This is a genomic window from Microcoleus sp. CAWBG640 (assembly GCF_020883015.1).
GTDB lineage: Bacteria > Cyanobacteriota > Cyanobacteriia > Cyanobacteriales > Microcoleaceae > Microcoleus > Microcoleus anatoxicus.
Genome location: NZ_JAHRFC010000003.1, coordinates 122,016 through 148,717, shown reverse-complemented (window position 1 = coordinate 148,717; position 26,702 = coordinate 122,016). Strand labels below are relative to the sequence as shown.

At 45.4% G+C, this 26,702-nt stretch carries 22 protein-coding genes and 1 pseudogene; 10 read left to right on the top strand and 13 right to left on the bottom strand.

Annotated features, from left to right (window positions below; genetic code table 11):
- Positions 1 to 36: 36 nt before the first annotated feature.
- The 3 genes from folE (at position 37) to rdgB (ending at position 3,176) form a co-directional block, all read left to right on the top strand.
- Positions 37 to 741 (top strand): GTP cyclohydrolase I FolE, encoded by a 705-nt coding sequence (gene folE / locus AAFP11_RS03025; RefSeq protein WP_341735684.1) that lies wholly within the window; start codon positions 37 to 39, stop codon positions 739 to 741.
- A 176-nt stretch (positions 742 to 917) separates the two neighbouring features.
- Positions 918 to 2,345: a phosphoglucomutase/phosphomannomutase family protein gene (locus AAFP11_RS03020; protein ID WP_341735683.1), complete on the top strand. Its 1,428-nt coding sequence runs from the start codon at positions 918 to 920 to the stop codon at positions 2,343 to 2,345.
- A gap of 246 nt (positions 2,346 to 2,591) precedes the next feature.
- Complete coding sequence (gene rdgB, locus AAFP11_RS03015; protein WP_341735682.1) at positions 2,592 to 3,176, top strand: RdgB/HAM1 family non-canonical purine NTP pyrophosphatase; 585 nt, start codon at positions 2,592 to 2,594, stop codon at positions 3,174 to 3,176.
- Positions 3,177 to 3,264: 88 nt separating this feature from the next.
- Here rdgB and AAFP11_RS03010 read toward each other — a convergent pair whose 3' ends face one another.
- The gene (locus AAFP11_RS03010; protein WP_341734688.1) at positions 3,265 to 3,603 is read right to left on the bottom strand and encodes a P-II family nitrogen regulator; all 339 of its coding nucleotides are present in this window, start codon (positions 3,601 to 3,603) and stop codon (positions 3,265 to 3,267) included.
- A 347-nt stretch (positions 3,604 to 3,950) separates the two neighbouring features.
- On the opposite strand from AAFP11_RS03010, the gene AAFP11_RS03005 reads away from it, so the two are divergent.
- The 3 genes and pseudogenes from AAFP11_RS03005 to AAFP11_RS02995 form a co-directional block, all read left to right on the top strand.
- Positions 3,951 to 5,237, top strand: a complete 1,287-nt coding sequence (locus AAFP11_RS03005) for an MFS transporter (RefSeq protein WP_341735681.1) — start codon at positions 3,951 to 3,953, stop codon at positions 5,235 to 5,237.
- A gap of 66 nt (positions 5,238 to 5,303) precedes the next feature.
- A complete protein-coding gene (locus tag AAFP11_RS03000; protein WP_341735680.1) occupies positions 5,304 to 6,374 on the top strand; it encodes an AAA family ATPase in 1,071 nt (356 codons plus the stop codon).
- 79 nt (positions 6,375 to 6,453) lie between these two features.
- Positions 6,454 to 6,624, top strand: a pseudogene (locus AAFP11_RS02995) (transposase); the annotation flags it as partial.
- A 102-nt stretch (positions 6,625 to 6,726) separates the two neighbouring features.
- Here the strand turns inward: AAFP11_RS02995 and AAFP11_RS02990 are convergent.
- The gene (locus AAFP11_RS02990) at positions 6,727 to 6,966 is read right to left on the bottom strand and encodes a hypothetical protein (protein ID WP_341735679.1); all 240 of its coding nucleotides are present in this window, start codon (positions 6,964 to 6,966) and stop codon (positions 6,727 to 6,729) included.
- Between the two features lie 65 nt (positions 6,967 to 7,031).
- Here AAFP11_RS02990 and ilvB point away from each other — a divergent pair, with 65 nt between their 5' ends.
- Entirely contained in the window at positions 7,032 to 8,867 is a 1,836-nt protein-coding gene (ilvB, locus tag AAFP11_RS02985) for a biosynthetic-type acetolactate synthase large subunit (protein ID WP_341735727.1), read from the top strand.
- On the opposite strand, the gene AAFP11_RS02980 is transcribed toward ilvB, so the two are convergent.
- A complete protein-coding gene (locus AAFP11_RS02980; RefSeq protein ID WP_341735678.1) occupies positions 8,864 to 9,010 on the bottom strand; it encodes a hypothetical protein in 147 nt (48 codons plus the stop codon). The genes ilvB and AAFP11_RS02980 overlap by 4 nt on opposite strands.
- A gap of 12 nt (positions 9,011 to 9,022) precedes the next feature.
- Between AAFP11_RS02980 and AAFP11_RS02975 the strand changes: the two genes are divergently transcribed.
- On the top strand, positions 9,023 to 10,309 hold the full coding sequence (locus AAFP11_RS02975) for a dihydroorotase (protein ID WP_341735677.1): 1,287 nt from the start codon (positions 9,023 to 9,025) through the stop codon (positions 10,307 to 10,309).
- A 73-nt stretch (positions 10,310 to 10,382) separates the two neighbouring features.
- On the opposite strand, the gene AAFP11_RS02970 is transcribed toward AAFP11_RS02975, so the two are convergent.
- The 5 genes from AAFP11_RS02970 to AAFP11_RS02950 form a co-directional block, all read right to left on the bottom strand.
- On the bottom strand, positions 10,383 to 11,714 hold the full coding sequence (locus AAFP11_RS02970; RefSeq protein ID WP_341735676.1) for an adenylate/guanylate cyclase domain-containing protein: 1,332 nt from the start codon (positions 11,712 to 11,714) through the stop codon (positions 10,383 to 10,385).
- Positions 11,711 to 12,103, bottom strand: coding sequence for a response regulator (locus AAFP11_RS02965; protein ID WP_341735675.1), 393 nt, complete (start codon positions 12,101 to 12,103; stop codon positions 11,711 to 11,713). Before AAFP11_RS02965 ends, AAFP11_RS02970 begins: the two co-directional genes overlap by 4 nt.
- Positions 12,104 to 12,344: 241 nt before the next feature.
- The gene (locus AAFP11_RS02960; RefSeq protein ID WP_341735674.1) at positions 12,345 to 15,125 is read right to left on the bottom strand and encodes an ATP-binding protein; all 2,781 of its coding nucleotides are present in this window, start codon (positions 15,123 to 15,125) and stop codon (positions 12,345 to 12,347) included.
- Between the two features lie 670 nt (positions 15,126 to 15,795).
- A complete protein-coding gene (locus AAFP11_RS02955; RefSeq protein WP_341735673.1) occupies positions 15,796 to 18,054 on the bottom strand; it encodes an alkaline phosphatase PhoX in 2,259 nt (752 codons plus the stop codon).
- Positions 18,055 to 18,536: 482 nt separating this feature from the next.
- Complete coding sequence (locus AAFP11_RS02950; RefSeq protein WP_341735672.1) at positions 18,537 to 19,277, bottom strand: response regulator transcription factor; 741 nt, start codon at positions 19,275 to 19,277, stop codon at positions 18,537 to 18,539.
- A 532-nt stretch (positions 19,278 to 19,809) separates the two neighbouring features.
- Here AAFP11_RS02950 and AAFP11_RS02945 point away from each other — a divergent pair.
- Positions 19,810 to 20,556, top strand: a complete 747-nt coding sequence (locus tag AAFP11_RS02945) for a creatininase family protein (protein ID WP_341735671.1) — start codon at positions 19,810 to 19,812, stop codon at positions 20,554 to 20,556.
- A 318-nt stretch (positions 20,557 to 20,874) separates the two neighbouring features.
- Here AAFP11_RS02945 and rpsF read toward each other — a convergent pair whose 3' ends face one another.
- Positions 20,875 to 21,210: a 30S ribosomal protein S6 gene (gene rpsF, locus AAFP11_RS02940; RefSeq protein WP_341735670.1), complete on the bottom strand. Its 336-nt coding sequence runs from the start codon at positions 21,208 to 21,210 to the stop codon at positions 20,875 to 20,877.
- A 65-nt stretch (positions 21,211 to 21,275) separates the two neighbouring features.
- Here rpsF and AAFP11_RS02935 point away from each other — a divergent pair, with 65 nt between their 5' ends.
- Positions 21,276 to 22,142, top strand: a complete 867-nt coding sequence (locus tag AAFP11_RS02935; RefSeq protein WP_341733592.1) for a carbohydrate ABC transporter permease — start codon at positions 21,276 to 21,278, stop codon at positions 22,140 to 22,142.
- Between the two features lie 21 nt (positions 22,143 to 22,163).
- Here the strand turns inward: AAFP11_RS02935 and AAFP11_RS02930 are convergent, their stop codons facing one another.
- The 4 genes from AAFP11_RS02930 to AAFP11_RS02915 all read right to left on the bottom strand — a co-directional run bounded on the left by AAFP11_RS02930 (position 22,164) and on the right by AAFP11_RS02915 (position 26,565).
- Entirely contained in the window at positions 22,164 to 22,289 is a 126-nt protein-coding gene (locus AAFP11_RS02930; RefSeq protein ID WP_341735669.1) for a hypothetical protein, read from the bottom strand.
- A gap of 78 nt (positions 22,290 to 22,367) precedes the next feature.
- Positions 22,368 to 24,932, bottom strand: coding sequence for an HDIG domain-containing metalloprotein (locus tag AAFP11_RS02925; protein WP_341735668.1), 2,565 nt, complete (start codon positions 24,930 to 24,932; stop codon positions 22,368 to 22,370).
- The gene (locus AAFP11_RS02920) at positions 24,929 to 25,228 is read right to left on the bottom strand and encodes a hypothetical protein (protein WP_341735667.1); all 300 of its coding nucleotides are present in this window, start codon (positions 25,226 to 25,228) and stop codon (positions 24,929 to 24,931) included. The genes AAFP11_RS02925 and AAFP11_RS02920 overlap by 4 nt, the downstream gene beginning before the upstream one ends.
- 191 nt (positions 25,229 to 25,419) lie before the next feature.
- Positions 25,420 to 26,565, bottom strand: a complete 1,146-nt coding sequence (locus tag AAFP11_RS02915; protein ID WP_341735666.1) for an ADP-ribosylglycohydrolase family protein — start codon at positions 26,563 to 26,565, stop codon at positions 25,420 to 25,422.
- Positions 26,566 to 26,702 lie beyond the last annotated feature (137 nt).

Genomic DNA, 26,702 nt, shown 5'->3' with positions numbered 1-26,702 from the left:
AAATCAAAAATCCATCTACCCTGACACCAATTTTTTATGACAATTGCATCGAACAACGGTTCCACAATACTTTCAGAAACCCCAGACAACAATTTGCCCCGCATCCCCACTCGACCAGACCGCAACTCATCCAACGGTCAAGAATCCCAGGTGCCGGTACCCTCCGAAGTAGGTCAGGAGGAAATGATGGAAGCAGTGCGGACGATGCTGCTAGGAATCGGAGAAAACCCCGAACGGGAAGGATTGCTCAAAACCCCGAAGCGGGTAGCAGAAGCTATGCGGTTTCTCACCAGTGGCTACAGTCAATCCCTAGAAGAACTGCTTAACGGCGCTATCTTTGACGAAGGTCACAATGAGATGGTGTTAGTCCGAGACATCAGCGTCTTCAGTATGTGCGAACACCATATGCTACCGTTTATGGGACGAATTCATGTTGCTTACATCCCCAACCAAAAAGTAGTAGGGTTGAGCAAATTAGCCCGCATTGTCGAGATGTACAGCCGACGGTTACAGGTACAGGAACGTTTGACTCGCCAAGTTGCCGAAGCGGTTCAGACCATATTGGAACCCAGGGGAGTAGCTGTGGTGATGGAAGCTAGTCATATGTGTATGACTATGCGCGGAGTACAAAAACCCGGTGCTTGGACAGTTACCAGTGCGATGTTGGGCATATTCCAAGACGAACAGAAAACTCGTGAAGAATTCTTGAATTTGATTCGCCATCAACCGGCATTCTTTTAGTCAATAGTCAGTAGTCATTAGTCAGTAGTCATTAGTCAGTAGTCATTAGTCAGTAGTCATTAGTCAGTAGTGAGAGTAGAGGCTTGAGGAACAATTCCATAATCTCAAATCTCAAATTAGATGACGATCGCCTGTTGAGCTAATAAAATAGATTGGTGACTCATGGCTTTTGACTAATGAATCCTATTAAATTCGGTACAGATGGCTGGCGCGGCATTATTGCTGACGATTTTACATTCGATCGCGTAGCGTTAGTAGCGCCGCTAGCAGCACAAGTTCTCGCACAAACCGGCGGCAATGATGCCAGCAGCGGTACCGTAATCGTCGGTCACGATCGCCGATTTTTGGCTGAAGATTTTGCCAAAACAGCGGCTGTTGCAGTCCAGAACGCCGGATTTGACGTGCTGCTGAGCGATACTTACGCTCCCACGCCGGCTTTTAGTTTGGCTGCGCAACAATTAAATGCTTTGGGCGCGATCGTCCTAACTGCCAGCCATAATCCCGGCGCATATTTAGGGTTAAAAGTCAAGGGCGGCTTTGGAGGTTCAGTTTCGCCGGAAGTTACTCAACAGATAGAAGCAAAGTTAGGAAATCCCGCCCCAATTTCCGCAACTCCGGGCAAATTGGAGAGTTTCAATCCTTGGCCTGCTTACTGCAAAACCTTGCGGGAAATGGTCGATATTGATGGGATTAAAGAGGCGATCGCCTCTAACAAAATTACCGTATTTGTAGATGCCATGCACGGTGCGGCCGCCGGAGGATTGGCACAGATTTTAGAAGAAACAGTGCACGAAGTCAATAGCGATCGTGATCCGCTATTTGGAGGCGGAGCACCGGAACCTTTGCCGCGCTATCTTTCGCAGTTGTTTCGGGTGATGCGAACTCACCAACGCCAAAGCTCTGGTTTGTCGATCGGGTTTGTGTTTGACGGAGATAGCGATCGGATTGCTGCTGTTGACTCTAGCGGCAATTTCCTCAGTTCACAAATCCTAGTTCCCATATTAATCGAACATTTAGCCAAACGGCGCGGGTTTACAGGGGAAGTGATTAAAACAGTCAGCGGTTCTGACATTATCCCCAAAATTGCTAAATTGTACGACTTGCCCTTATTTGAAACGCCGATCGGTTACAAGTATATAGCCGATCGAATGTTGACCACTCAAGTCCTAGTCGGCGGGGAAGAATCGGGAGGAATCGGCTACGGTACCCACATCCCAGAAAGAGATGCTTTGTTGTCGGCGCTGTATTTGTTAGAAGCCGTTGTCAAATCCGGCGAAGATTTAAGCCAAATCTATGCCAGATTGCAAAAAGAAACAGGCTTTACTTCAGCTTACGACAGAATCGACTTGCACTTAGCAAATATGGACGAACGTTCGCGTTTGCTGTCGCTGTTGGAAAATCAACCTTTAACAAAAATCGCCGATAAAGCAGTTGTAGATTGCAACAAAGTTGACGGATATAAATTCCGTTTAGCTGACGGAAGTTGGCTATTAATTCGATTTAGCGGTACTGAACCAGTTTTGCGGTTATATTCAGAAGCTGCGACTTTGAAAGAAGTAATGCAAAACTTGAATTGGGCGAAAGATTGGGCGCAGAAAGGTTAAACAGTTGATAATTGACAAGGGACAGCCCAATCAGCCCTAGGTTTTTGCTGTTCCTTGTCAACTGTTAATTGTTAATGCTCCACCGTAATATAAAAAAAGCACTAAAACCAGATTTATTTACTTGTTTCTCCCTGCTTCTTCTCTGTGCCCTCTGTGTCCTCTGCGGTTAATAAAAAGATTAACTGACGCTGCCACCATTGGCGCAAGATTTTTGTTAATATTAATGCGTAAGTTTTAATTGAAATAATGACTAATCGTAAATTGCTAGTTGTCGCTACCAGCAATCCCGGCAAACTCAAAGAAATGCAAACTTATCTTCAGGATTTAGGGTGGGAGTTACAACTGAAACCGGAAGAGTTGGAAGTAGAAGAAACTGGCGATACATTTATCGCTAATGCTTGTTTGAAAGCTGCGGAAATCGCCAAAGCAACTGGAGAATGGTCGATCGCAGATGATTCCGGTTTAATGGTAGATGCACTGGATGGCCAACCCGGAATTTATTCGGCGCGCTACGGAAAAACGGATGCTGACAGGATTGAGCGACTTCTCAAAGAATTAGGAAGCCAACAGAACAGACAAGCCCAATTTGTTGGTGCGATCGCGATCGCCCGTCCCGACGGTACAATTGCCCTGCAAGTAGAAGGAATTTGTCGCGGTGAAATTCTGCAAAGTCCTCGCGGTACCGGAGGTTTCGGATACGATCCCATTTTCTACGTGCCCGCACAGCAACAGACGTTTGCAGAAATGACACCTGATACCAAGCGATTGTACTCTCACCGTGGCAAAGCATTCCAGTCTCTGATACCACAAATGAAGACAATTGTGAAGTAAAAGAATAGGGAGATAGGGAGATAGGGAGAGGGCGAGAGACGGCTACAAATTCCGATTCCCGATTCCCCATTCCCCATTCCCGAATTTCCTAGATTGCCTCTAGGTTTTTTTCACCAGTGCGAATACGGATAATTTGCTCTACAGGAGAGACAAAAATCTTGCCGTCGCCAATCTCGCCAGTGCGAGAAGCAGCGATGATTTTATCAACCACCATGTCAACCTGATCGTTTTCAACAACGACCTCGACCTTGAGTTTTTGCAAAAACTCAACCGTGTACTCAGAACCGCGATAGCGTTCAGTCATACCCTTCTGGCGACCAAAACCTCTAACTTCAGAAACAGTCATCCCTACAATGCCGGCATTGACAAGGGCGATTTTTACTTCGTCAAGTTTAAAGGGACGAATAATAGCTTCAACTTTTTTCAAGTTTTTCACTCCTGACACTTACTTCCTTCGTTATATTACTTAATTGGGGTGACACCTTTTGATATCATTGCCAACGCCATTGCATTTTGTAAAATATACTACCGTATGTTCCAACGCCATTGAAATGTAGACCAATCTTTGACAAAATTCCTTGATTTTACTCAAGGCTGGGTTAGGTTGAGCCGATCGCATTAGAGTGAAAAGACCGTAGCCTTTCGACGGCGATCTGTTAAAACAGAAAAATAACCCAGGAGACAGGAGTTTTCCCAGCCTCCATATTGCTATGTCAAATTTGCACGTATTGCTGAAAACTATAATTACCAAAGGCGGTCAGTTAAACTATTCCTATGCACCCAGCTAGTCCTCCCCCTGACCGCAATGGCCTCAATGCCCTATTCAGAAACCGCGCCTTCCTCGCCCTGTGGACTGGCCAACTTTTGGCCCAAGTGGCAGATAAGATTTTTTATGTATTGCTGATTATCCTCCTGAAAACTGGTGATTACACACCAGGGCAGAATTTTGAAAATTCCATGCTGTCAGCGGTGATGATTGCTTACACGGTGCCTGCGATCGTCTTTGGTTCAGTAGCAGGTATCGCCGTAGACCGCTTTCCCAAGAAGCAAATGCTGATGGGCTGCAACGTGATTCGAGCCCTATTAATTGCCGCGATGCCGTTTTTGCCCAAAGCCTTTGTTGTCTTGCTGGTGATTACATTTTTGGTTTCTACCGTCACCCAATTTTTTGCTCCCGCAGAAGCAGCAGCCATTCCGCTGGCGGTGGGGCGAGAGGGACTGATGTCCGCCAACGCCCTATTCGCCTCGTCCACGATGGGTGGCATCATTGTCGGTATGACGATCGGCGAACCGCTGTTTACTTGGATCAAACACAGCTACGGAGGAGGTTCTAGAGAGTTTTTGCTGGCCGGGTTGTATCTGATATCGGCTGTTTTGATTTATGCTATGCGGATCAAAGAAACTCATGCTAGCAGCAGTGTAAAAAACATCCATCCTTGGCAAGATTTCAAGGAAGGTTTACGCTATTTGAAGCACAATCGCCTGGTTAGCAATGCGATGGTACAGTTGACGATTTTGTATTCGGTGTTTGCTGCGCTTCAGGTGCTGGCGATCGCACTTTCGGGCAAAATAGGTCTCAAGGAAACTCAATTTGGCTTTTTGTTGGCTGCTGCGGGAATCGGTATGGTTTTTGGTGCAGCGTTTTTGGGACATTGGGGCGATCGCGTGTACAACAAACCTTTACCGTTAATTGGTTTCTTAATGATGGGTTTTGTGTTGGCAATGTTTGCCTTTACCAGACAGTTGTGGTTGGGATTTAGTTTAAGCGCTTTGTTCGGTTTCGGTGCTTCCCTGATTAACGGCCCGATGCAAGCCTTAATTCAAGAGCAAACTCCAGAATCAATGCGAGGAAAAGTCTTTGGATTTGAGAACAATGCAATTAATATTGCCCTCAGTCTACCTCTGGCAATTACCGGCCCGCTGACAGATGCTGTGGGTAAAGCTGTGGGCTCTGATGATCTCGGTTTGCGGATTGTGTTACTGAGTTTGGGCTGTTTAGTCCCAGTCATGGGGCTTGTAGCTTGGCGGCATACCCGCCATGTTTTACAGGATGTTGTTTGAATTTAGTCAACAGTCATCAGTCATCAGTTATTAGTCATCAGTCAACGATGTTTAGAGACTTCCCAAATGAAAGTTCAATCTGTTGAGCTAAAGTATTTCAAGAAATTTGCGAATCCTTCGGTATTTGATTTCACCGATCCCGAAACTGGGTTGGCACGAAATCTGATTGTTCTAATTGGCATGAACGGCTCTGGCAAAACAAGTCTTTTACAAGCGATCGCAGCAACATTAGGTACGGCTACCGGACGATTACAAAAATTTTCTGACTTAGAATGGGCAGGATTTAACTATGAATTGCTAGGAAACAACTGGGGAAAATTTCCACCAGAAGTCACTTTACAGGTACAGTTTTCCTCCCAAGAACTTCAAGCAGTTGCAGACTTTTACCAAAAATTACAAGGGATGGGACACAATTTAAAAGTTCCTCCGGCACAAAAACATAGTGTGAAACTCAGATGGCGATCGCCATCTGAGCTAGTCGTAGCGGATAGTGCTCCTGAATTATTTCAATTTAAAGGACGAGAATACGCTAAACGACTGCTTCGTTCTGAAGGCTTTCAGGCGTTTCAGCGAGTTGGCAGCGTTCTTTGGTACACCGAGCAAAGAACTGCAACTAGCCTAACAACAGAAGATCCCGAAAAGCAACAAGAAATTACTGAGGATATTTTGCGCGATCGGCTATCAAAATGGCGGCAGTTTCATCAAGATGTCGAAACAGGTAGAATTCAGCAACTGCGACCGGGACAAAAAGACTTGTATGCTGAAATTGAACGAGGTTACAAAGGAGTTTTTCCCCAACGCAGCTTTCTAGGCCCCGTCCCGCGCGAGAATATAGATGATATCCTGAGCGAACCTTGGTTTTATCTTTACGACGGCAGAAATCAGTATGAAATTTCTGAGATGTCTGGAGGCGAACGAGCTGTCTTTCCCATCCTCATGGATTTTGCCAATTGGAACATTCATAATTCACTCATCTTGATTGATGAAATTGAATTGCACCTCCACCCACCAATGCAACAGGCATTCCTTAGATCCTTGACTAAGCTAGGCAATAATAATCAGTTTATAATTACAACCCACTCTGATTATGTGGAGCAATTAGTGCCTGAAGCACACATTATCAGGCTAGAGGTGTAATTGTGAGTGTTGTCAGTAGCAAAATTATTTTCTGCGAAGGAAAGCAAACAAGTTTGGATAATCAACTGCTGGGGCAAATTTAGTGCTGGTAGACCAATGGTTCCCCAGCACTAAAATTTGCTCGAATTGTGGCACTAAAAAAGATATGCCACTAAGCGTTCGGACTTTCGACTGTCCTGTTTGTGGCATATGTTTAGATCGTGATTGGAATGCAAGTTTAAACATTTTAAATTGGGAACCCTCGGCTTGAGGGGGATAGCCTACTTATCTTGGGATTAGCCGTCTACCCAATAGCGTAGGAAGTAAACACGAACTGTGTCTAAAGATGGGTTTAGAAAAGTTTAGATAAGTTTTACAAAGCAGTTACGAAGAAAGATTGAGCAGCTATAACTGTCGATGTGACTGTTGAGGATGCCGAATGCGGGTTAGATGCGTGACAGTAGCGTATTTCCAGCTCAGCCCTCTGGGGTTCTCCCGCGATCGGAATCTCCCCTGTCTCCCTCTGGGGTTCTAAAACTTCTATGCCCCAAGCCGATGTCTTATTCTCAAGTGTTGAGAAAAATATCAACACTCCAACTTTTAAAGCTTCCATATTGAGAAAGAAGTAAAATGAAAGCCTTAATCGTAAATTATAATTACTTTGAGGAAAAAAAATCTGTGCAACTAAAAACTAAAGTAGCGGTAAAGCGTGCAACTGGTGCATTTGCTCTGATTGACAGCTTGAGACGACACGGTGTCAAGCATATTTTTGGTTATCCCGGCGGCGCAATTCTGCCGATTTACGACGAACTATACCGCGCTGAAGCCGAGGGCGGCATCCAACATATTCTGGTGCGCCACGAGCAGGGTGCTGCTCACGCTGCTGATGGGTATGCCCGCGCTACCGGACAAGTAGGGGTCTGTTTCGCCACTTCCGGGCCGGGTGCAACTAACTTGGTGACGGGGATTGCGACGGCTCACATGGATTCGATCCCGATGGTAATTATTACCGGTCAGGTGGCTCGGCCGGCGATCGGCACCGATGCTTTTCAGGAAACCGATATCTATGGCATTACACTGCCCATTGTCAAGCATTCCTATGTAGTACGCGACCCCAGAGATATGGCGAAAATAGTCGCCGAGGCTTTCCACATCGCCAGTACGGGGCGTCCAGGGCCAGTGTTGGTGGACGTACCCAAGGATGTGGGTTTGGAGGAATTTGACTATCTGCCCGTCGAGCCTGGAGCAGTCAGGATTCCTGGTTATCGGCCGACAGTGAAGGGAAATCCCCGGCAAATTAATCAAGCAATTCATTTGCTCAACGAATCCCAACGTCCTTTGATCTATGTCGGTGGCGGCGCGATCGCCGCGGGAGCCCATGATGAAATTAAAGAACTAGCGGAACTGTTCCAAATCCCAGTAACCACAACCCTGATGGGCAAAGGTGCTTTTGATGAAAATCATCCTTTGTCGGTGAAAATGCTGGGGATGCACGGCACGGCTTACGCTAACTTTGCCGTCACCGAGTGCGATTTGTTGATTGCTGTCGGAGCCCGATTTGACGATCGCGTCACAGGCAAATTAGACGAGTTTGCCGCCCGCGCCAAGGTGATTCACATCGACATCGACCCCGCTGAGGTAGGTAAAAATCGCGGACCAGAAGTTCCGATTGTCGGAGATGTCCGCCAAGTTTTGATCGATATGCTGCGTCGCTGTCGTGAAACAGGAGTTTCGGGAAATCCGGGACAAACACGGGCATGGCTCGAAAGGATCGACGGCTGGAAACGCGATTACCCCTTAGTCGTACCTCATTACCCAGAAATTTTGTCTCCCCAAGAGGTGATTTCCGAGTTGGGAACTCAAGCGCCGGATGCTTACTACACCACCGATGTGGGTCAACATCAAATGTGGTCGGCTCAATTCCTCAACAACGGGCCTCGTCGCTGGATTTCTAGTGCTGGCTTGGGAACTATGGGTTACGGGCTGCCGGCGGCAATGGGTGCGAAAATGGCACTGCCCCAGGAGCAAGTAATTTGCATTGCTGGCGATGCTAGCGTCCAAATGAATATTCAAGAGTTGGGAACTTTAGCACAATACGGCATTAATGTCAAGCTAGTAATTGTGAATAATGGCTGGCAAGGTATGGTGCGACAGTGGCAACAGGCGTTCTACGGGGAGCGTTATTCGTCATCGAACATGACTGTGGGGATGCCGGATTTTGTGATGCTGGCACAAGCTTATGGGGTGAAGGGGATGCTCGTTTCGGAGCCGGGGGAACTGAAGGAGGCGATCGCCGAAATGCTAGCCCATGAAGGCCCGGTACTTTTGGACGTGAAGGTGACGAGGGACGAAAACTGTTATCCGATGGTTGTTCCCGGTAAGAGCAACGCTCAAATGGTTGGTTTACCCGAACGCAGCAGCTTGGAATCGGCAGAGTTAATTTATTGTCCCAGTTGTGGGGCCAAGAATGTTTCGACTAATAAGTTTTGTCCGGAGTGTGGGACAAAAGTTTAGTTGACAGTTGACGGTTGACGGTTGACTGTTGACGGTTGACTGTTGACAGTTGACAGTTGACAGTTGACGGTTGACTGTTGACTGTTAACCGTTGACTGTATTCCCAATTCCCAATTCCCAATTCCCAATTCCCAATTCCCCATTCCCAATTCCCAATGACTTCTGAACTGCTGCAAAATGTACGGGTGCTAGATCCAGTTTCAGAGGGCGATCGCCTTGCTGATGTTCTGATTGCTGAAGGCGATATCAAAGCAGTTGAGCCAAAAATTGCCCAATTCCCCGCTGACACAGAAGTGCGAGATTGTCGGGGACTGATTTTGGGGCCGGGACTGACTGATATTTACAGTCACAGCGGAGAGCCTGGTTTTGAGGATCGAGAAACCCTGCAATCTTTGATGCAGGCTGCTGCTGCTGGTGGTTTTACGCGGGTGGCGATTTTGCCCGATACATCTCCACCTCTTGACAATTTGGCCGGTTTAGCTTTGTTAGAGCAAAATATCCGCAATTTTGCCCCTTCCCTTCCCCGCTTATATTTCTGGGGCGCTCTCACTACGGGTATGGCTGGGCAACATATGGCTGAGTTGGGGGAGTTGGCATCCAGCGCGATTGTGGGGTTTGCCGATGGTTTACCCCTGGCTAATCCAGCTCTGGCAATGCGTTTGTTGGAATATATACAGCCTTTGGGTAAGTCGGTGGCTTTGTGGCCGATGGATCGCACTTTGGCAGGAAATGGAGTCGCTAGGGATGGTGCGGTTTCCCTTCGCTTGGGTTTACCGGGAATGCCGGTGGCTGCGGAAACTTCCGCTTTGGCTGCCATCCTGGAATTAGTCGCTACTGTGCCGACTCCCGTGCACATCATGCGGGTTTCTTGTGCTCGCAGTGTGGAACTAATTCGAGATGCGAAGGCGCGGGGTTTGCCGGTGACTGCGAGTGTGACTTGGATGCACTTGTTGTTAAATGTGGGGGCAATTTCAGGAAATACCACTGTTTCTTTTGCTTATGACCCAAATTTGCGTTTAGATCCGCCTTTGGGTAATCAGGCTGACCAGTTGGCGCTGCTTCAAGGCCTCCAAGATGGGGTGATTGATGCGATCGCGATCGACCACACTCCCTATACTTATGAGGAGAAAACCGTGGCTTTTGCTGATGCTCCACCAGGGGCGATCGGTTTGGAATTAGCTTTACCTTTACTATGGCAAAATTTGGTAGAAACCGGCGATTTTTCGGCTCTAGAACTGTGGCGATTTTTGAGTACCCGCCCCGCCGTTTGTCTCGGACAAACCCCTCCTACGGCTGCACCAGGAGTCGCTGCTGAGCTGATTTTATTCGACCCGCAAAAGAGTTGGACTGTTGATGGGCAAAGTTTGAAGTCGCGATCGGTCAATACGCCTTGGTTTGGGAAGAAATTAGCCGGAAAAGTTCTACAAACTTGGACTTATTGACCATTGATATTGGGATAAAAATTAAAATGTATATCCTTTATTTTATGCTTTAATATTTACAAGTAGTTAGCATTTAAATAAACTCCCCTCGATTTTGGGGTAATATTGCCTGCATTTCCTGACAACGTTCCAGATAATTTTGTGCAACCTGATCCAGCGGATTTTGTTCCACACACTCACCAAAAAGTTGTGCAGCTTCTTTATGTTTACTCGCACTGTAGTTATATAAAGCTTCTCTAAATATAGATAAAGTCCTTGCCTTGCCTTCCTTTACTTCAGGTTTATCCGCTTCAAATACTTCATAAATTGTCACCAAATTAGATTTTCCTTTGACTCGAACATGACCGATATTGCGGATACAATCCCGTGGAAAATCTGTTAACTTGGAAAAAGTATTTTGAGTAATTAACATTGATACTCCGTAGCTTTTTGTCAGGCTTTCCACCCGCGCCGCTAAATTCACCGCATCCCCAATCACCGTACTATCCATCCGATTAGTTGCCCCAACGGTTCCTAACATCAATGAACCTGTATTGATACCAATCCCAATTTTAATCGGCCCATAACCAGCATTAATCCGATATAGATTATAATCATCTAGACTGTGCAACATAGAAATTCCGGCTTGGACTGCATCAACGGCACTGTGACCAAATAAAGCCATAATTGCATCCCCAATATATTTATCAATAAAACCGTGATTTTCAATAATTCCCGGTTCCATTCGACTTAAATAAGCATTAATAAATTTAAAATTTTCCTGGGGTGTCATTCCCTCCGACAAAGCAGTAAAATCCCTAATATCAGAAAATAATATGGACATTTCTTTTTCCACGCTGTCCCCTAATTTAACATCGCTCAACGTGTCACGGCTTAGCAGCGAGACAAATTCATTAGGTACAAAGCGTTTAGCAGCTTCCGTTAATTTTGATTGCTGTTCTAGGGCAAATTCCAACTCCTGATTGATGTTCCAAAGTTCCGCATTTTGTGCAGCTAGTTTTTTATCTTGACTGTAGCTGTGGACTGCTTCTGTTACCGTCAATTTCAAATCTTCTGTTTGCCAAGGTTTGCCTATATAACGATAAAGTTTAGCATTTTTGATGGCATTTCCTACCGCCTCAATAGTCGCCTGACCTGTTAGCATCACCTTGAGAGTTTTAGGAGATAATTGGTGGACTCGCCTCAACAATTCATCTCCTTTCATGTCTGGCATCACGTAATCGGAGATAATTAAGGGAATTTCATACCCGTCTTCCATCAATTCAGCAATTAATTCTAGGGCATCTTCACCTCCTTCAGCAATTTCAATTCGATAAGTATTACCTAAAGCATCTTTTAATTCAGTTTTGAGACTTTTCAAAACTGTTTTTTCATCATCCACACAAATAATAACTTGTTTGGTCATAGTGATAAAGCAGTTTTAATGGTTTCGATCAACTCTTCTTCTGACCAAGGTTTGTGCAAACAGCGATGGAGGTTTGCTTCATCGAACGCCCTCTGGACTGCATCTTCATCCGCTTGACCAGTCAGCATAATTTTAACAATATTCGGAAATTTTTTATGGACTCGAACTAAAAACTCGTCTCCCTTCATTCCTGGCATCAACCAATCAGAAACAATTAAAATAATCATTGTTTCGTCATCGTTGAATTCATCGATTAACTCTAAAGCATCCGCAGGACTCTCTGCCATTTCATAGGCATAGTTACTACCAAATGCTGATTTTAATTGGGTTTTGAGACTTTTCAATACCACTTTTTCGTCGTCAACGCACAGGATGATTGGCTTAGACATTTTTGGCCTGTTGATTAGGATTATACCAGAAGGAATAGGGAAGATGGAATATGCAATCAAATCAAGGGTTTTAGTAATTCAAAATGTCATCATTCCCACAGTATTTGGTATCATACTAGGAATTTTTCCGGCTTTGAATCAACTATAATTACGATGGATTTTGAATAGAAAAACAACCGAAGCTAGCCAAAGCTGGGAGTTTTTTATAGTTACTCGATAGTCAGCCAGTTTTCAGGAAATTTTAGGCAAGATTCGCCGATAGGAAAACCGTAAAAGTGGTTTTACCGGGAACCGATTCCACCTCTATTTTACCATGATGTTTTTCAATAATTTTTTTGACAATATCCAGCCCCAGACCACTACCTTCTCCGGGGGGCTTAGTAGTAAAAAATGGCTCGAATATTCTGGGGATAACTTCGGCCGGAATTCCCTGGCCACTATCGGTGACTGCAACTTTGACATAATTACCATCCTGAAGGATATCGATCGTCAATGTCCCTTTATTATTCATTGCTTGCAGGGCATTATGAATCAGATTTGTCCACACCTGATTGAGTTGGTCTGCGTAGCAGAGGATTGGTTCTATTTTTTGGAAATTTCGTAATACTTCTACGCCGTGTTTGATGTTATTTTGATACAGGGTTAGTACCGTTTCTATGCCATCGACTATATCCGATTGAATCATGGCTTCCGACGAGTCGTAACGGGCATAATTTTTCAGTGCAAATACGACTTTTGATGCTCTATCTGTTGCGGTATTTATTGTTTGAGTTCCCCGCTGAATTTCTGAGAGTTTGTAAGCCATTTCCAAGATGCTATGCCGATCGCCCTTTTGTAACAAAGTCAAAAATTCGTCGGCTTCGTAAATCCCCATATCTACCAAGGTATCAGCGATGTCATCAGCATCATCAATATCTTGGTCTTCCAGTTTGCTAATTAAAGACCGCTTTAACTTCCTTTCTTCTTTGGCTGTTAAACTCATATCTTTTTGCAGAGATTTGTTGAGCAAAAGGAAGAAGATTTCAGCTTCGGCGGTGGAAAGTGACTGAAACAGCGAGGGTAAGTTAGAAAGAGTTTGTCCCAAAAATTTAGTCATATTTCCAGCACTGGATCGAATCGCACCCAAAGGAGTGTTTAGTTCATGGGCTACTCCGGCTACTAATTGTCCTAACGCCGCCATTTTTTCCGATTGAATTAGTTCGTTTTGAGTCGCTTGCAGATAGTTCAAAGCTTCCGAAAGTTCTTGAGTTCTTTGGGCGACTTGAATTTCGAGGGTGTGGTTATATTCCGTTACCAACTTCTCACTTTCTTTGCGTTGGGTAATATCCGCGAAAGCTGCGATCGCATAACTGACTTTTCCTTTTTCATCATAAATTGGCGTTCCCCAAGCTTCTAGGGGAATCACCCGATCGCCTTTGTGGATTTCTAAGTCATCAACATTGACACTTGAGCCATTAAAAGCACAAATTATTGGATCTTTCTCTGGAGGGTAAATTTCATTACTACCAGCCAGATAAATTTGATATTCCTCTCTAATTTCATCAGGATTAAGATCCGCAACTATACCTTTTCCCAGCAATGATTTGGCGCGAGAATTAATGTAGTAGGGCTGACCGTTAGATTCAGCTACAAATATCCCCACTGGGACGGCTTCTAAAATTTGGTTAAGTTGGCTTTTACTCTCAGATAATTCTTCATTCAAAGCTTGCATTTCCGCGAAGGATAGTTGCAGTTGTTCCGCCATACTCTTAAAGGAATGAGCCAGTTCCCCTACTTCATCATTACGGTTAATTTCTACAATTTTTCCCCACTGACCTTTAGTAATATTTTTTGCGGTTTCATTCAAATATAAAATTGGCTTAGTCACCCATCTTGCCGTAAGTATACCGACAATTATGGCTACGGTAAAAGCTGCAATGCACAGCCAAATAGTCGTCCTAGTGTTGGCATTAATTTGTTCCAAAAAGTCAGATTCTGGAATAATTACCACAATCAACCAATCCAAACCATTGCCGTCCTTTAAAGGAGTAACTTGTAGAAATTGTTGATGACCTTTAATTTGAAAATTAAGCTGTTGGCTATCCTGAATATTATTGAGGTCTCCAAAGCGTTCTTCCAAGTATTTAGTTGTCAGACTTATTACGCTATTTTCACTATTTATAGCCCGAATTCTTTCGGTTTCTTCACCCTTAATTAAATATACTGGAGCCGTAGTCGATGTAGTGATTAAAGCCCCGGAACGCTCGACAATAAATGTCTGTCCTGATTTGCCAATTTTTAACTTAGCAAGAAACTCATTTACTCGCGAAAAAAGTAAGTCTGTGCCCAAGACTGCCTGCAACTGTCCCGATGTGTTGTATAATGGCTGGGTTGCTGTAATACCCAATCCTTTGCTAGTAAAATCAGCGTAAATTTTACTCCAAGTTGCCTTTTTTGCTTCCGTTGCTGCGGTGTACCAGGGACGGACTCGCGGGTCATACTTAGGTTTAACTTTAACTAAATCAGTACGTTCACCTTCCTTATTGACAGCATAATAATTCATGTTGCCTTCTGTCAGTTCGCTTCTTTCTTGCAGTAAAAAATCACCCTCATTTTTACGCCTCACCCCAATAAAATCTCCCGCTGGAGTAGCAACATATGTAACGCTTACTGTTTCAAAAGTTTGCAGTTGCTTCCAAAAGTGACGCTGGATTCTGGCAGTATCTTGCAAATTCAGGTCCCCCAATTCAAAAGCATTAGCTTTAAATTGATTGAGTTGATGGGGAAAAGTCATGTATGCTTGAACGCGCTCCGAGATGCGATCGCTAATTTCTTGTCGCAACTGAGAAGCAACTTCATTAACCGCTTGTTGTCCGTTGCGAAACGACAGATAGCCTACAACTCCCACCGCAGCGAAGATTTGCAAGACAAAGGGAACTACCAGGACTGTTCGCAAGGGGAGGGAGCGAGCATTTTTTATAATCGCTAATTTGCCCGCAGATTGAGTTGGGTCTGCAACTTTGACGCTCGATCGTGTAATCATGCTTAGAAAGACTTGTTGGCGATGAGGTATTATATCATTTCGATGAGCTGCACCCGAACAAGTTCAGAACTAATTATACCAGCAAACAGATTCTAGATTGGGCGATATTTAAAATCCCAGCTATGGCGAGCTTTATTGAGAGCATCCCGATTTTGCATAGGCTCTCGCATGACCGCAGAAAATTTATTAGCGATAACCAGAGATTTACAGCCGTCATGCGAGAGCCCCTACCAATATATTTGCCAAACTGAGATTCACCCGCTTTATTCCCCGTCTATCTGTGGAATATGTTACAGACTGTAAACGGAACATAACTTATTTGGGGGCTAGAAGGCATTAGCAATATGTCTTAAACTCCCTAAGCCAATTGGCTAATTTTTGCGATAAAAACCCGCTCTCTCAGAAAATAATTTCGCCAAAAGTCACAATCTTTTGAGCAAATAGATTGGTTAACCCTTCAACTCTCTTGTCTCTGATGCGTCAGTTTCATTTTTGCTCTGTTGCACTTCTTTTTTACTTCGCAGCACCTTACAAAGCCAAAAAAAGGTGATGGTATTGTGCCACATTTTACTAATAGACAGATTCACCAAAGCCTGTAAAGGGCAGACTGGATGCCTACCCCAGCATCATTTTTGGAAATATTTGACACTCCTGAGCCTGAAGCGTAATCTTAGGTGACCGATCGCAAATCCACGCGACGAATCGCCACCACCGCAGGTTTAGGCGGATCATTAGGTTTATTCCCAGGCCAATTAGAACCAATAGGCACTTTACGAGTTTGCATAAACTCCTGACCATCAGTAGTTTTCATCGCCAACTCACGGCTCTCAAAAGCCAGATCTAGGCGACTTCCATTCATCTCTCCCGGATGCTGAATAGAAAGAAATAAAGTCTTTTCATCTTCAGTAAAAAACGGCCCCGTAGTTTCGCACTCCATTGGCCCAATTCCAAACAAGAAAGCCTCCCCCGCATTCGGGCCAGAAGCAGGCAAAAACCAAATCGCATTATTGCCGTACAAACCGCGCAAATTAGATTGACTAATCGGCTTTCCATCCTTACCAACTCGACCCGCAGGAACAGCAGAATTAAGTTTATCAGAAGACATATCATTCACCATCCAGATATTACCACTCTTGTCAATCATCAAATTATCTGGATTAGCAAAACCCAACCCGCCCTCAGCAGGTTCACCACCAGTCGCAAACATTTTCCACTGGAAACTCATTGCAGATGGTTCGTTACCATCTTCCATCAAACGCATAATCCAGCCGTATTCGTAAGCTTTACCATCTTTACCTTGAAAAATTCGCAAATCTGGACCACCGTCAGTATCGCTTCCCGAACCGGAAGTAAAGGTAATATAAAGAGAACCATCAGGAGCAATTTCCGTATCTTCAGGGCGAGCAGTGCAAGTAGCACCAGCCGCACTTGCGGCATAATGAGCGTCAATTAAAATTGCACCTTGTTTTTCCAGAGCATTGCCTTGATAAAGGTCGCCTAAAGTCTTAAACTTCTGTTTAAAAGCAACGACATCGGCATCTTTTTCAACTTTAAAAAAACCGCCTTGTGGTCGCTTCGGTAAATTAATGATTCCCCCTGCATGAATGCTAGGCAAATCTGGATTAACAGGAGTGTCAGCCTTGAGTGCAATCCAGCTACCCGTACCGTCAGCATTAAACTTAGCAGCATAAAGCATTCCCTCTGTCAATAGTTGGGAATTAGCTTTGTCTTTGGGGTTTTTGACCGCATTTTTGCTGACGAACTTGTAGAGATGACCGCTGCGGCGATCGCACCCAGAGTAAAATGCTAAAGATTTGCCCGTTACAACTCGAATTCCCAGCGCTTCGTGGCGGTATCTTCCCAACCAAGTATGCTTAGTTCCATAATCCTTCGGATTAGCCGGGTCTAATTCCACCATCCAGCCGTATTTGTTCCCCGCCAACCCGAAGACATTACCCAAACCGCCCATTTCTTCGGCATCAATGTAGAATTTTTTCTGACCTGGGTCAAAAGATGTACCATCGGCAAATACAGGTTCCGGTACTAAATTTTGGATATTTTCTTCAGCACTAAAAACTGTTCCCCAGGGTGTCGTACCACCCGCACAGTTAGCAAAAGTGCCGATAATTTTGTCACCCAATTTGTCCTGATAGCCTTGACCTTTTTTGTTGAACACAGCTACAGCCGGGCCTGTTGCTTTCACGTAGCGTCCGTCTGTTAAACCAGAAATACCAGTAATTCGGCGATCGGCTTTAGAATTAGTCCGCTCCCATTGGCCCGCTGGATTGCGGCGAATGGATATGACTCCTATCCCTAAATCAACTAAAGCTTCTGTACTCACCTCCTTAACCATCTTTTTAGTTGGCTCTTTGTCAGCTAAAGAAAAAGCATTAATTCCATCTTTTCCCGCAGGTTTGAGTGCAGTTTCTATCTCAGCAAAAGGGAGGGATTTACCAATGACTTTTTGATAGGTTTGAATCCAAGGCTTGGCACTAATGTATTCAAAATTAACAGTCAAAAATCCTTCATCTTTGCTGGTTTCAACAAAGGAGAGATAGTCATTGTTATAGCCGAAGCGAGAATCGCCTACTTTGTCTCCCCAAGCAGCGATAATATCGTAAATAAAATCTTCCGGGAGTAGCAGGTCGTCTGGGACCTCGTAGGTACTGTAAGCTTGGATTTGCTGTTGTGATGACGACGTACTAATTTCGATTAATTGTCCGGTTTGTGCTACGGTGCTGCTACCTGACAAAGGCATTGGCCCTTTAAGGGGTTTAAAGTTTATGCCTCCTTGAGTATTAGCAGATGTATTTGTCGCATTCACCGAATCTACGAAGGGGGTGAAGGCTTTTTGCTGGCAAGAATTGAGTGCGATACTACCAGCACTTGCACCTAAGAAAAGTAGGAATTCGCGACGCTTGATAGTCATAGGTAAAGCAGAGTTTAACGAGAGGTTATTGGTAGATTTGTCACCGAAGTCGAATCATCTGGATACTCAAGCGAGCCCATTGGTGTCAACTTAAGCCTGAAACCCTTGGTATCTCTCGCTTTTACCTGAGTCCAGATCCCCCTAAATCCCCACCCCCCCCTAGCCCCCCCCAAGGGGGGAAGGGGGACGAAAGAGAAGACTCTTGTCCCCCCCTTCTTAAGGGGGGCTAGGGGGGATCTGGCCTTAATCGTTAAACAGCAGTCTATCACTGGGTTTGACCTTAAGTTGACACCAATGGGCTCGCTTGAGTGTCCGAACTATCATGTGTGAGTACAATCGGAATTGATATAACTCGATCTAACCCTTTGTCTGATTTCTCATCTTTTCTAACACAAGCTCAAAAATAAGGACACAACAAAATTGTGTCCCTAAGTTAATTAAATGGCTAAGATAGCACCCTCTCCTTTGATTAATTTGAAAATTCAGCCAAATCGATAGCCAAACCCGCGCACTGTAATGATATATTCCGGTTGACTGGGGTCTATTTCCAATTTTTCTCGCAGCCAGCGGATGTGAACATCCACTGTTTTGCTGTCTCCGATAAAATCTTGCCCCCAAATTTTTTCCAGCAACTGATCGCGAGACCAAACTCGACGCGGATAACTCATAAATAGTTCTAACAAACGAAATTGTTTGGGGGAAAATTTTACTTCTACACCGCGAACCAGGACTCGACATTCTTCAGGATAAAGAGTTATGTTCTTGTATTGCAGCATTACTGGTTGTGGCAACTGACCGAGGCGTTGCCTCCGCATCAGTGCTCGACAGCGAGCGATAAACTCTCGCATTCCAAAAGGTTTGGTTAGGTAGTCATCGGAGCCGGCTTCCAAGTAAAAAGCGCAATTATTTGCACTTCCCCTGGCACCAATAATCAAAATAGGTACGGGATTTCCTTGATGTCGTAACATTCGACACAGATCTAAACCGTTAATTGAATCCATAATCAGCAAGTTAAAGTATGAATCACCGTGGTATGACGATCCACCTTGGATAGAAGGGAGAGCGTTGCGCCCGTCGCTAGTAACCACCACCTCATAGCCCTGTTCTTGAAGGGCTAAAGCTAGCATTTCCCGCAATAGGTCTTCACCTTCGAGTAACAAGATCCGACCCGCTTGTCCAACGGTAGACCTGGAAGGACTTTCGCTTAATTCAGCAGAAGACATAAATATCAGTGTTGGAGTTATGTTTGTTTGTGGCTGGTGGAAGGCGCCTTGTTAAGTGGCTGGGGCGCTCCTCGCGCTGCGATCGCACTTAGAAGATCGCCTGTTCAATCGCTTTACATCCTCTGCCAGTCCATCCAACAGATGCGCGCTCGACCTTTGCTACTTGCTCGTGCAAGGAATAAAGCCGTAGAGCAGTTGCCGGAGCCGCGCTGTCTGCCTGCGTCCAGGCTTGTGACGCCTGGTCTTTTTTAAGGGGTGGTGTTAATTTCATAAAACATTGCCCGCTGATAATTGACCAGGTAACACCCAATCTATAGGGAGATGTTTGTTATATTACTTTTAAAAGGTTATTAAAAGGTAAAGCTTTGGTAATTAAGTAGTTAAATTATTAAGGTCAAGTAATATAAATTTGAATTGGCGATCGCAATGTAGAGCTTAGTTTAATTATAAAATAATCAGTTTGGCTAGAGCCTATAGAGCGTAGGCCGACTAGGATCGAGTTTGTAAGTAAAAAATCTGTAAACTGCCTATAATGTTGCTGCACTTAAGTACCTGGCCGGAGGTAGAAACCTATCTAGAGAGTTCCCGCGGCATAATTATCCCGATCGGCTCTACGGAACAACATGGACCGACTGGATTAATCGGGACGGATGCCATAGCCGCGGAGGCGATCGCCCGCGGTGTGGGGGAACCGGCCAATGCCTTAATTGGCCCGACCATTAATGTGGGCATGGCCTTGCACCACACCGGTTTTCCTGGCACCATCAGCCTGCGACCACAAACCATGATACTGGTAATCAGGGATTATATCACATCTTTGGCAAAAGCGGGATTTGAGAAATATTTCTTTATTAACGGCCACGGTGGGAATATTGCGACGATGAAAGCAGCATTTTCCGAGACTTACGCCCATTTATCAGATTTGAATCTGCCCAATTGCGATCGAATTCAATGTCAAATCGGCAATTGGTTTATGTGCGGCTCCGTATACAAACTAGCCAAAGAATTGTATGGAAACCAAGAAGGTGGACACGCCACCCCTAGCGAAGTCGCCTTAACTCAGTACCTGTATCCAGAAGCCATCAAGCAAGCTCCACTTTCTGAGGAAGTTGCATCCGGGCACAAAATCTACGGTGCCACTGACTTTCGTCGCCGATTTCCCGATGGCAGAATGGGTTCAAACCCGGCTTTAGCAACTCCCGAACATGGCCAGCAATTTTATGAATTAGCAGTCAAAGAGTTAACTAATAATTACTTGGAATTTTTAAGCTCGGATTAAGAAATTAGGAGGCGGCAGTGCCGTGTCCCTACATGATTATTTTCGGGTAGGGAAACGGCATTGCCCAAGGAGTGTCAACTTAAGCTGTCAGCCCGCCAAGTCCGTTAGTCATCCCGCGAGTCCGCCAGGGACTGAAGTCCCTGTCTAATAGCGAAAGTCCTCTCAAAGAGGACTGAAGAGAAGAATCTCAACTCATTAGTCCTCTTTTAGAGGACTTTAGCTTTGAGGCAGGGGTTGAAACCCCTGCCGGACTATTGGTTGTACCTTAAGTTGACACGCTTTGGGCACTGCCGTCTCCTTCACTACAAACTCCTGAACCTACTCAGCAGCTACTTCTTCGGCTTCCGCTTCAGGCGCATCTGGGACATCTTGCTTGATTGTCAAATAGCGAATCACTTCTTCACTCAAACGCATGGCGCGTTCCATAGGGAAAATGGCAGCGCCAGGAGCTGTATAGTTCATTTGAACGTATACTCCGTCGCGGTGCTTGCCGATTTCATAAGCCAAACGACGCTTCCCACGGTGCTGGGTTTCGATATTTTCCGCACCTTGATCGCGCAAAATAGTTTGATATTTCGCGATCGCCTGATCGGTCATTTCTTCACCCAAATCTGGGCGCAGAATGTACATTGTTTCGTAAATAAACGGTTTCATGCCAAAAATCCCTTATGGACAACAAGGCTTCTCGCGAAGCAAGGACTTATTATCATATCCCAACAATGAACAATTTCAAAACTAAAAAACCAAATTCCCCAAACAGCACTCCCTCCCAGTGGCAGACCCTGTGGATGTACGGTATGATGAGCGCGATCGCCCTGTTAATGCTATTCCCCCTGTTGTGGCTGCTGAGTACATCCCTCAAATCCCCAGCCGAAAACATCTTTCAATTTCCCCCCCAACTGTGGCCCCAACAGCCCACCCTAGAAAACTTCATCAAAGTTTGGGAAACAAACCCCTTCGGGCGCTACCTCTTCAACAGCACCCTAATTGCCACCCTCACCGTTAGCATCAACGTCCTATTTTGTGCCCTGGCCGCCTATCCCTTAGCCAGACTCAATTTTCGAGGCCGCGAAACCATCTTAATTGCGATCGTTTCCACCATCATGATTCCCTTCCAAATCGTGATGATTCCTCTATATGTATTAACTGTACAACTAGGACTAAAAAATAGTTATTTAGGCGTAATTTTTCCCGGATTAGCCTCAGCATTCGGCATATTTTTACTGCGCCAAGCATTCCTGGCAGTTCCCAAAGAATTAGAAGAAGCCGCCCGCATTGATGGGTGTAGCGAATTAGGCATTTGGTGGCACATTATGATTCCAGCAATTAAGCCAGCATTAGTCACGTTAGGGATTTTCGTATTTATCGGTTCTTGGAGTGACTTTTTGTGGCCGCTGCTAGTTTTAGACAGACCAGAATATTATACTTTGCCTCTAGGAGTCGCTAATTTAGCCGGGACATTTTCCTTAGATTGGCGTTTAGTGGCGGCGGGTTCTATTATTTCCATAGTACCAGTTTTAGGACTATTTTTGATATTGCAAAAATACATTGTACCCACAGAAACAGCGACGGGAGTCAAAGGATAATATCCATCTTAAAAATCCGCGTTAGCTCAAATCAGGTTGCATCGGAATGATTAAACCACAAAGACACAAAGAGCGCGAAGTCAGAACTGCATCTTCTTCTTCTTCTTCTTTCTCTTCCTTTGCGTCCTTCGCGCCTTCGCGGTTCATTTAATCTTACGACCTATTACCGATCGTATAGTTAGTTGTTGTTGAATGATTAAACCACTCTTTCCATCCAAATTCCCCTTATCTCGGAGTAAAAACTGCACTAGGATAAGCAATTCGCTTATGATTGAACTGTTCCCAAACCCGCACAAAAATCTCCGCAATCAGAGACATATCCTCCCGCGTCAAACCCGAATCAATCAACTGATTATCCTGCCAACGAGCTCTCAAAATCTTGTTAACCATACTCAAAGCCTCCTCGTGAGTGGCATCCTTGAGCGATCGCAAAGCAGCCTCACAGGAATCCGCCACCATCACAATCCCAGTTTCCCGTGACTGAGGAATCGGCCCATTGTAGCGAAAATCCTCTTCCCTCACTTCCCGACTTTCCATAGTTAACGTTGTTGTTGTTGAATTATGCCCATCGGCCACAGCCATCTTTAAATCTGCCGATTCCTGAGCCACAATTTGCTTTGCTTGGTGATAGAAATAAGCAATCAACATCGTCCCTTGGTGTTCAGGAATAAACGCCTGAATCGCCTTCGGCAATCTATATTTTCGTGCCATCACTAAGCCTTCACTAACGTGCTTTTTAATAATCTGGGCACTGGCCCAAGGGTCATTAATTTCATCATGTTTATTACCCCCGCCCATTTGATTTTCGCAAAATCCGATCGGGTCGTGCATTTTGCCAATATCATGGTATAATGTGCCAGTTCTAACTAGCTCTACATTGCAACCCAGTTCCCGCGCCGCCGCTTCGGCCAAACTAGCCACAAACAGCGTGTGCTGAAAAGTCCCAGGAGCCTCCGCAGCCAACTTCTTCAATAGGGGACGATTGGGATTAGCCAATTCTGCTAGTCGGATGGGGGTAATCAAGTCAAAAACGTGTTCTAAATAAGGGCTGATGCCCAGAGCTACAACGCTCCAAGCTAAACCGGCCAAACTTTGGGCACCCACGGTACCGAGCACAACGTACCAAATAGAGCCGGCAGCGACGCTGGCAATCATTGTCCCCACCAGATAAACGATGCCCTGAGTTAAGCCGATCGCTACGCCCAAGAGAGCCAATTCTTCGCGCGATCGCAACCTGCTCGCCATCAAAGCACCCAGCAATCCCGCCGCCGCGCTAGCCACCAAATGAATCAACTCAATTTCCAAGCCAATGGGTAACACCAGTGACAACAGCCCCACCACAGTAACCCCCACGGCAGAACCGTAGAAGCCGCTTGCTAAAATGCCGATCGCTGGCAAAGTTGTCCAAGGCAGCCCCAAACTCACCAACACAGGCGCGCTCAAAGTCAACAGCAACAGCAGCAAGTGATCTCTGCGGCGCAAGCGATAATGCCTTTCTACCAGTAGCACGATCCCAATCGCCGCCCCAACTAAGCAGACAAAGCCCGCCAACCCCAACCAATTCACACCCCGCCTACTCAAACCGAAATAGTCGAGTAACACGAAATCTTGTTGAGAGATCTCTTGTCCTTCTGCCACAATGATCTGGCCCTGGTTTACTTCTAGTGTCACCACTTGCACCTTTTGGGCTGCTAATTCCGCTAGCTGTTTGGTTTCTTCGGAATCTCGCACCAGATTGGGCTGTAAAATCGCTGTTAAAGCTTCTATGGCCAAATTTTGCGATACCCCAGGCACTGAGTCGGCCACTTGCAGTCTCACAGCTTCCTTTAAAATATCTTTGGGCAAACCCTGGGGAATACCTTGAGCCAGCATTTTTTTGGCTACCAGACTCATACCCTTTTGTGTTTCCTGCCAAGCTGTATCGGACAAATCAAACAGGGAATTATCATAAATCTGTCCTAGTCGGGACACCGATTTGGTTTCCATTGCTTCCAAAGCGTTAAGGTAGCCCTGGCGAACTTTGGAGATACCCTCTGTCAGATTTTTGAAATCTACCTTGGAGACCGATCGACTGTAAGCTTGCAGTTGAACGACAGCATCTTGTTGAGATTTATTTCCCGTCGCCTGCGTCGGATCGCTGGACTCCAGACTCAAGGGCGTAGCTTTGGTACTACCGTCTCCTACTTGCGCTAGGATCGATCGCCACTCCCATTCTGGACAGCTCCGCAGGTACAATTGAACGTTAGTTGATAGCAATTCTGGTCTGGCCAAAGGCAAAAGACCGATCGCCCGTCGCAGTTCAGTCCCTTGTTGCAAAAATTGTTGCAATTCTTGATAGATTTTGCGATCGGCATTCTCGTCAACCATCAATATCGCTACCGCCCCAATCCGCGCTGCTTTCCTTTGTTCTTCGGTGGTTTTGAGATCGGAAACCTTGGCACTAGCTGGGGCCTTAATTGTCTGAGGAGCTTTTGTGCCTACATCTAGTTTCGGTTGGTTGTAAAAACGGTGTCCCAGAGTGCTGCTGAGGGAAATGACGGCGACGATCACTAAGACAGGGGAACGAGCTTGATTTTTGAGGTAGGATTGGGAATTTTTACTTTTATAACCAGTAAAACCTTTGGGTCGATCGGATTTCTTCGGGAAAAAACGGTTGAGCATAGAGTCGCGCGGGCGATCGTCTGATTCTTGTTTGCTACCATCATGCTGCACTTTAGCCACCTGTTGGCGCTGCGAGCGGGAAGTCCCTAGTTGTTCTATTTGCCGCATCAATGAGGAGAGAGTATTCATAAAAATTTCACGGGAAGCCGGAAACTCAGCGTCTTCTGACCTGAGAGGGAAGCGACACGGGGCATTTCCATCCCCGTAATATCGATCGACGCTACGGGGGCACTCGCAAAGTAACCTGTATAATGTGATTCATCGCGCAAACAGCTTTCCATTATGGTTGGTCTCCAACATCTTGCAGCATTCTCAATCAGGCTGGCAGCGAGGGACTCTTGGGCCCACCCCACAGTTAGATTTACTGTGTTTGGCACAGGCCCCACAGCCTGCGATCGAACACCTCCCATCAGTCTGAAATCCAACCGATATTGCTGTTTTTAAAATCGATGCCGAAATTAGCGATGGGCGAACCAACTTTGTTCATAAATTGACCACTGGAATGGTGGGCGATGGTTTGGCGATGGTACGAGTAGCTCTCATTAAGCATCAAACCCTATTGTGTTAGATCGTCGGAGCAGTTTCAGAAGTCAAGAATCTGGGTATTCTGTTTTTTTTAATTACGAGATCTAATTACATAAGGTGCAGCCACCACTGCCCCCAGGATGGGGGGTTCACCTTCGGCATCGGGACTGTAAACTCCACTCCAGACGGCAAATAGGTGATGAGCTAGCTGTTTGATTTTGGCATCCGTAGCCGTTAAACAGACCGAGGGCTCTGGCCCCTCGGCTGCCAAGTTAGATGCCACCGCAGCCGAATGTCTAGATCGCCATTCTACAGGAATCGCGGCAGCACCATTGTAAGATCCTGACAAAGCTCCCGTCAGCGAGCAAGTTAGCGGTGGTGCGATGCCACACCGGGCAGCGCGGAAAACTGACAAACGCAAATCTTCTGGGGTACTTAAGAAGCAGTAGAAAGCGATCGCCATCGAAATGAAATTTCCTGGGTTGACAATAGAGTTGGTTTGTGATTTTTTTTCACCCTTGGTATGGCTTTCTTCCAAAGCTATGGCGCTTTTGCAGAGATGGTTTTTTGCTGTTTCTAAATCTGTTCCCTTTTCTAATAATATTTGTACTTGTGAAAGCAGCTCGGTTAAAGCATTATCTGTTGCCAGGTAGGTAATTGTTTCAGGAATTGCCGTCGCGGGGTCAAGTTTTTCTTTGAGCGATCGGGCGATCGCATACCCTACTGCTAAAACTCCTGTCTGACATTCTGAAGCCCTTTGGTTGTGCCAAACATCTGTCGCCAGCATGAGTTTTGCTCGGAGCTTGGCTTTATTTTCGTGATAAAACAGTGCTGTTGGCAATGCAGCAACCGCAGCTTCACAAGGGTTAAGTATACTTTTAGCTTCTGTGTTTGGCGAATGGTAAAGCTCAGACTGAGCAAATGTTTCCCAAGTATCGCGCCAATCTTTTAAATCTAAACCGCTACACCTAATTAAACTTTGAGCTCCGGTTAGAGCCCGCATCCAGCACTCGGATGAGTTTGTGCCAGTTGAAAGTTTACCGTCGGACGATTTCCATCGCAAATTTGCCCCATTCATGGGCAATGGTTGGTGTTTAGTCAGTTGTAAAATCGGTGGCAATTCTGATGTTTTGGGGAGAATACCTAGAAGTTGTTTCTGATATTGAATTCCTATAAAATCTCCTAAAGCGCAACCCAGTAAGGTTCCTTGAAACTTGTTCAATAGAGAATGTCGCATATTTGTTAGTGGTTATTGGTTATATCAAATCCGGTAACATCGTCCTGTGTTCATCTCTCTTATCTCCCTCTGTGTTCTCTGCGTTCTAGGTCCGGTTAAATCACCTGACGATGCAGCAGGAAACGATATTATTGGTT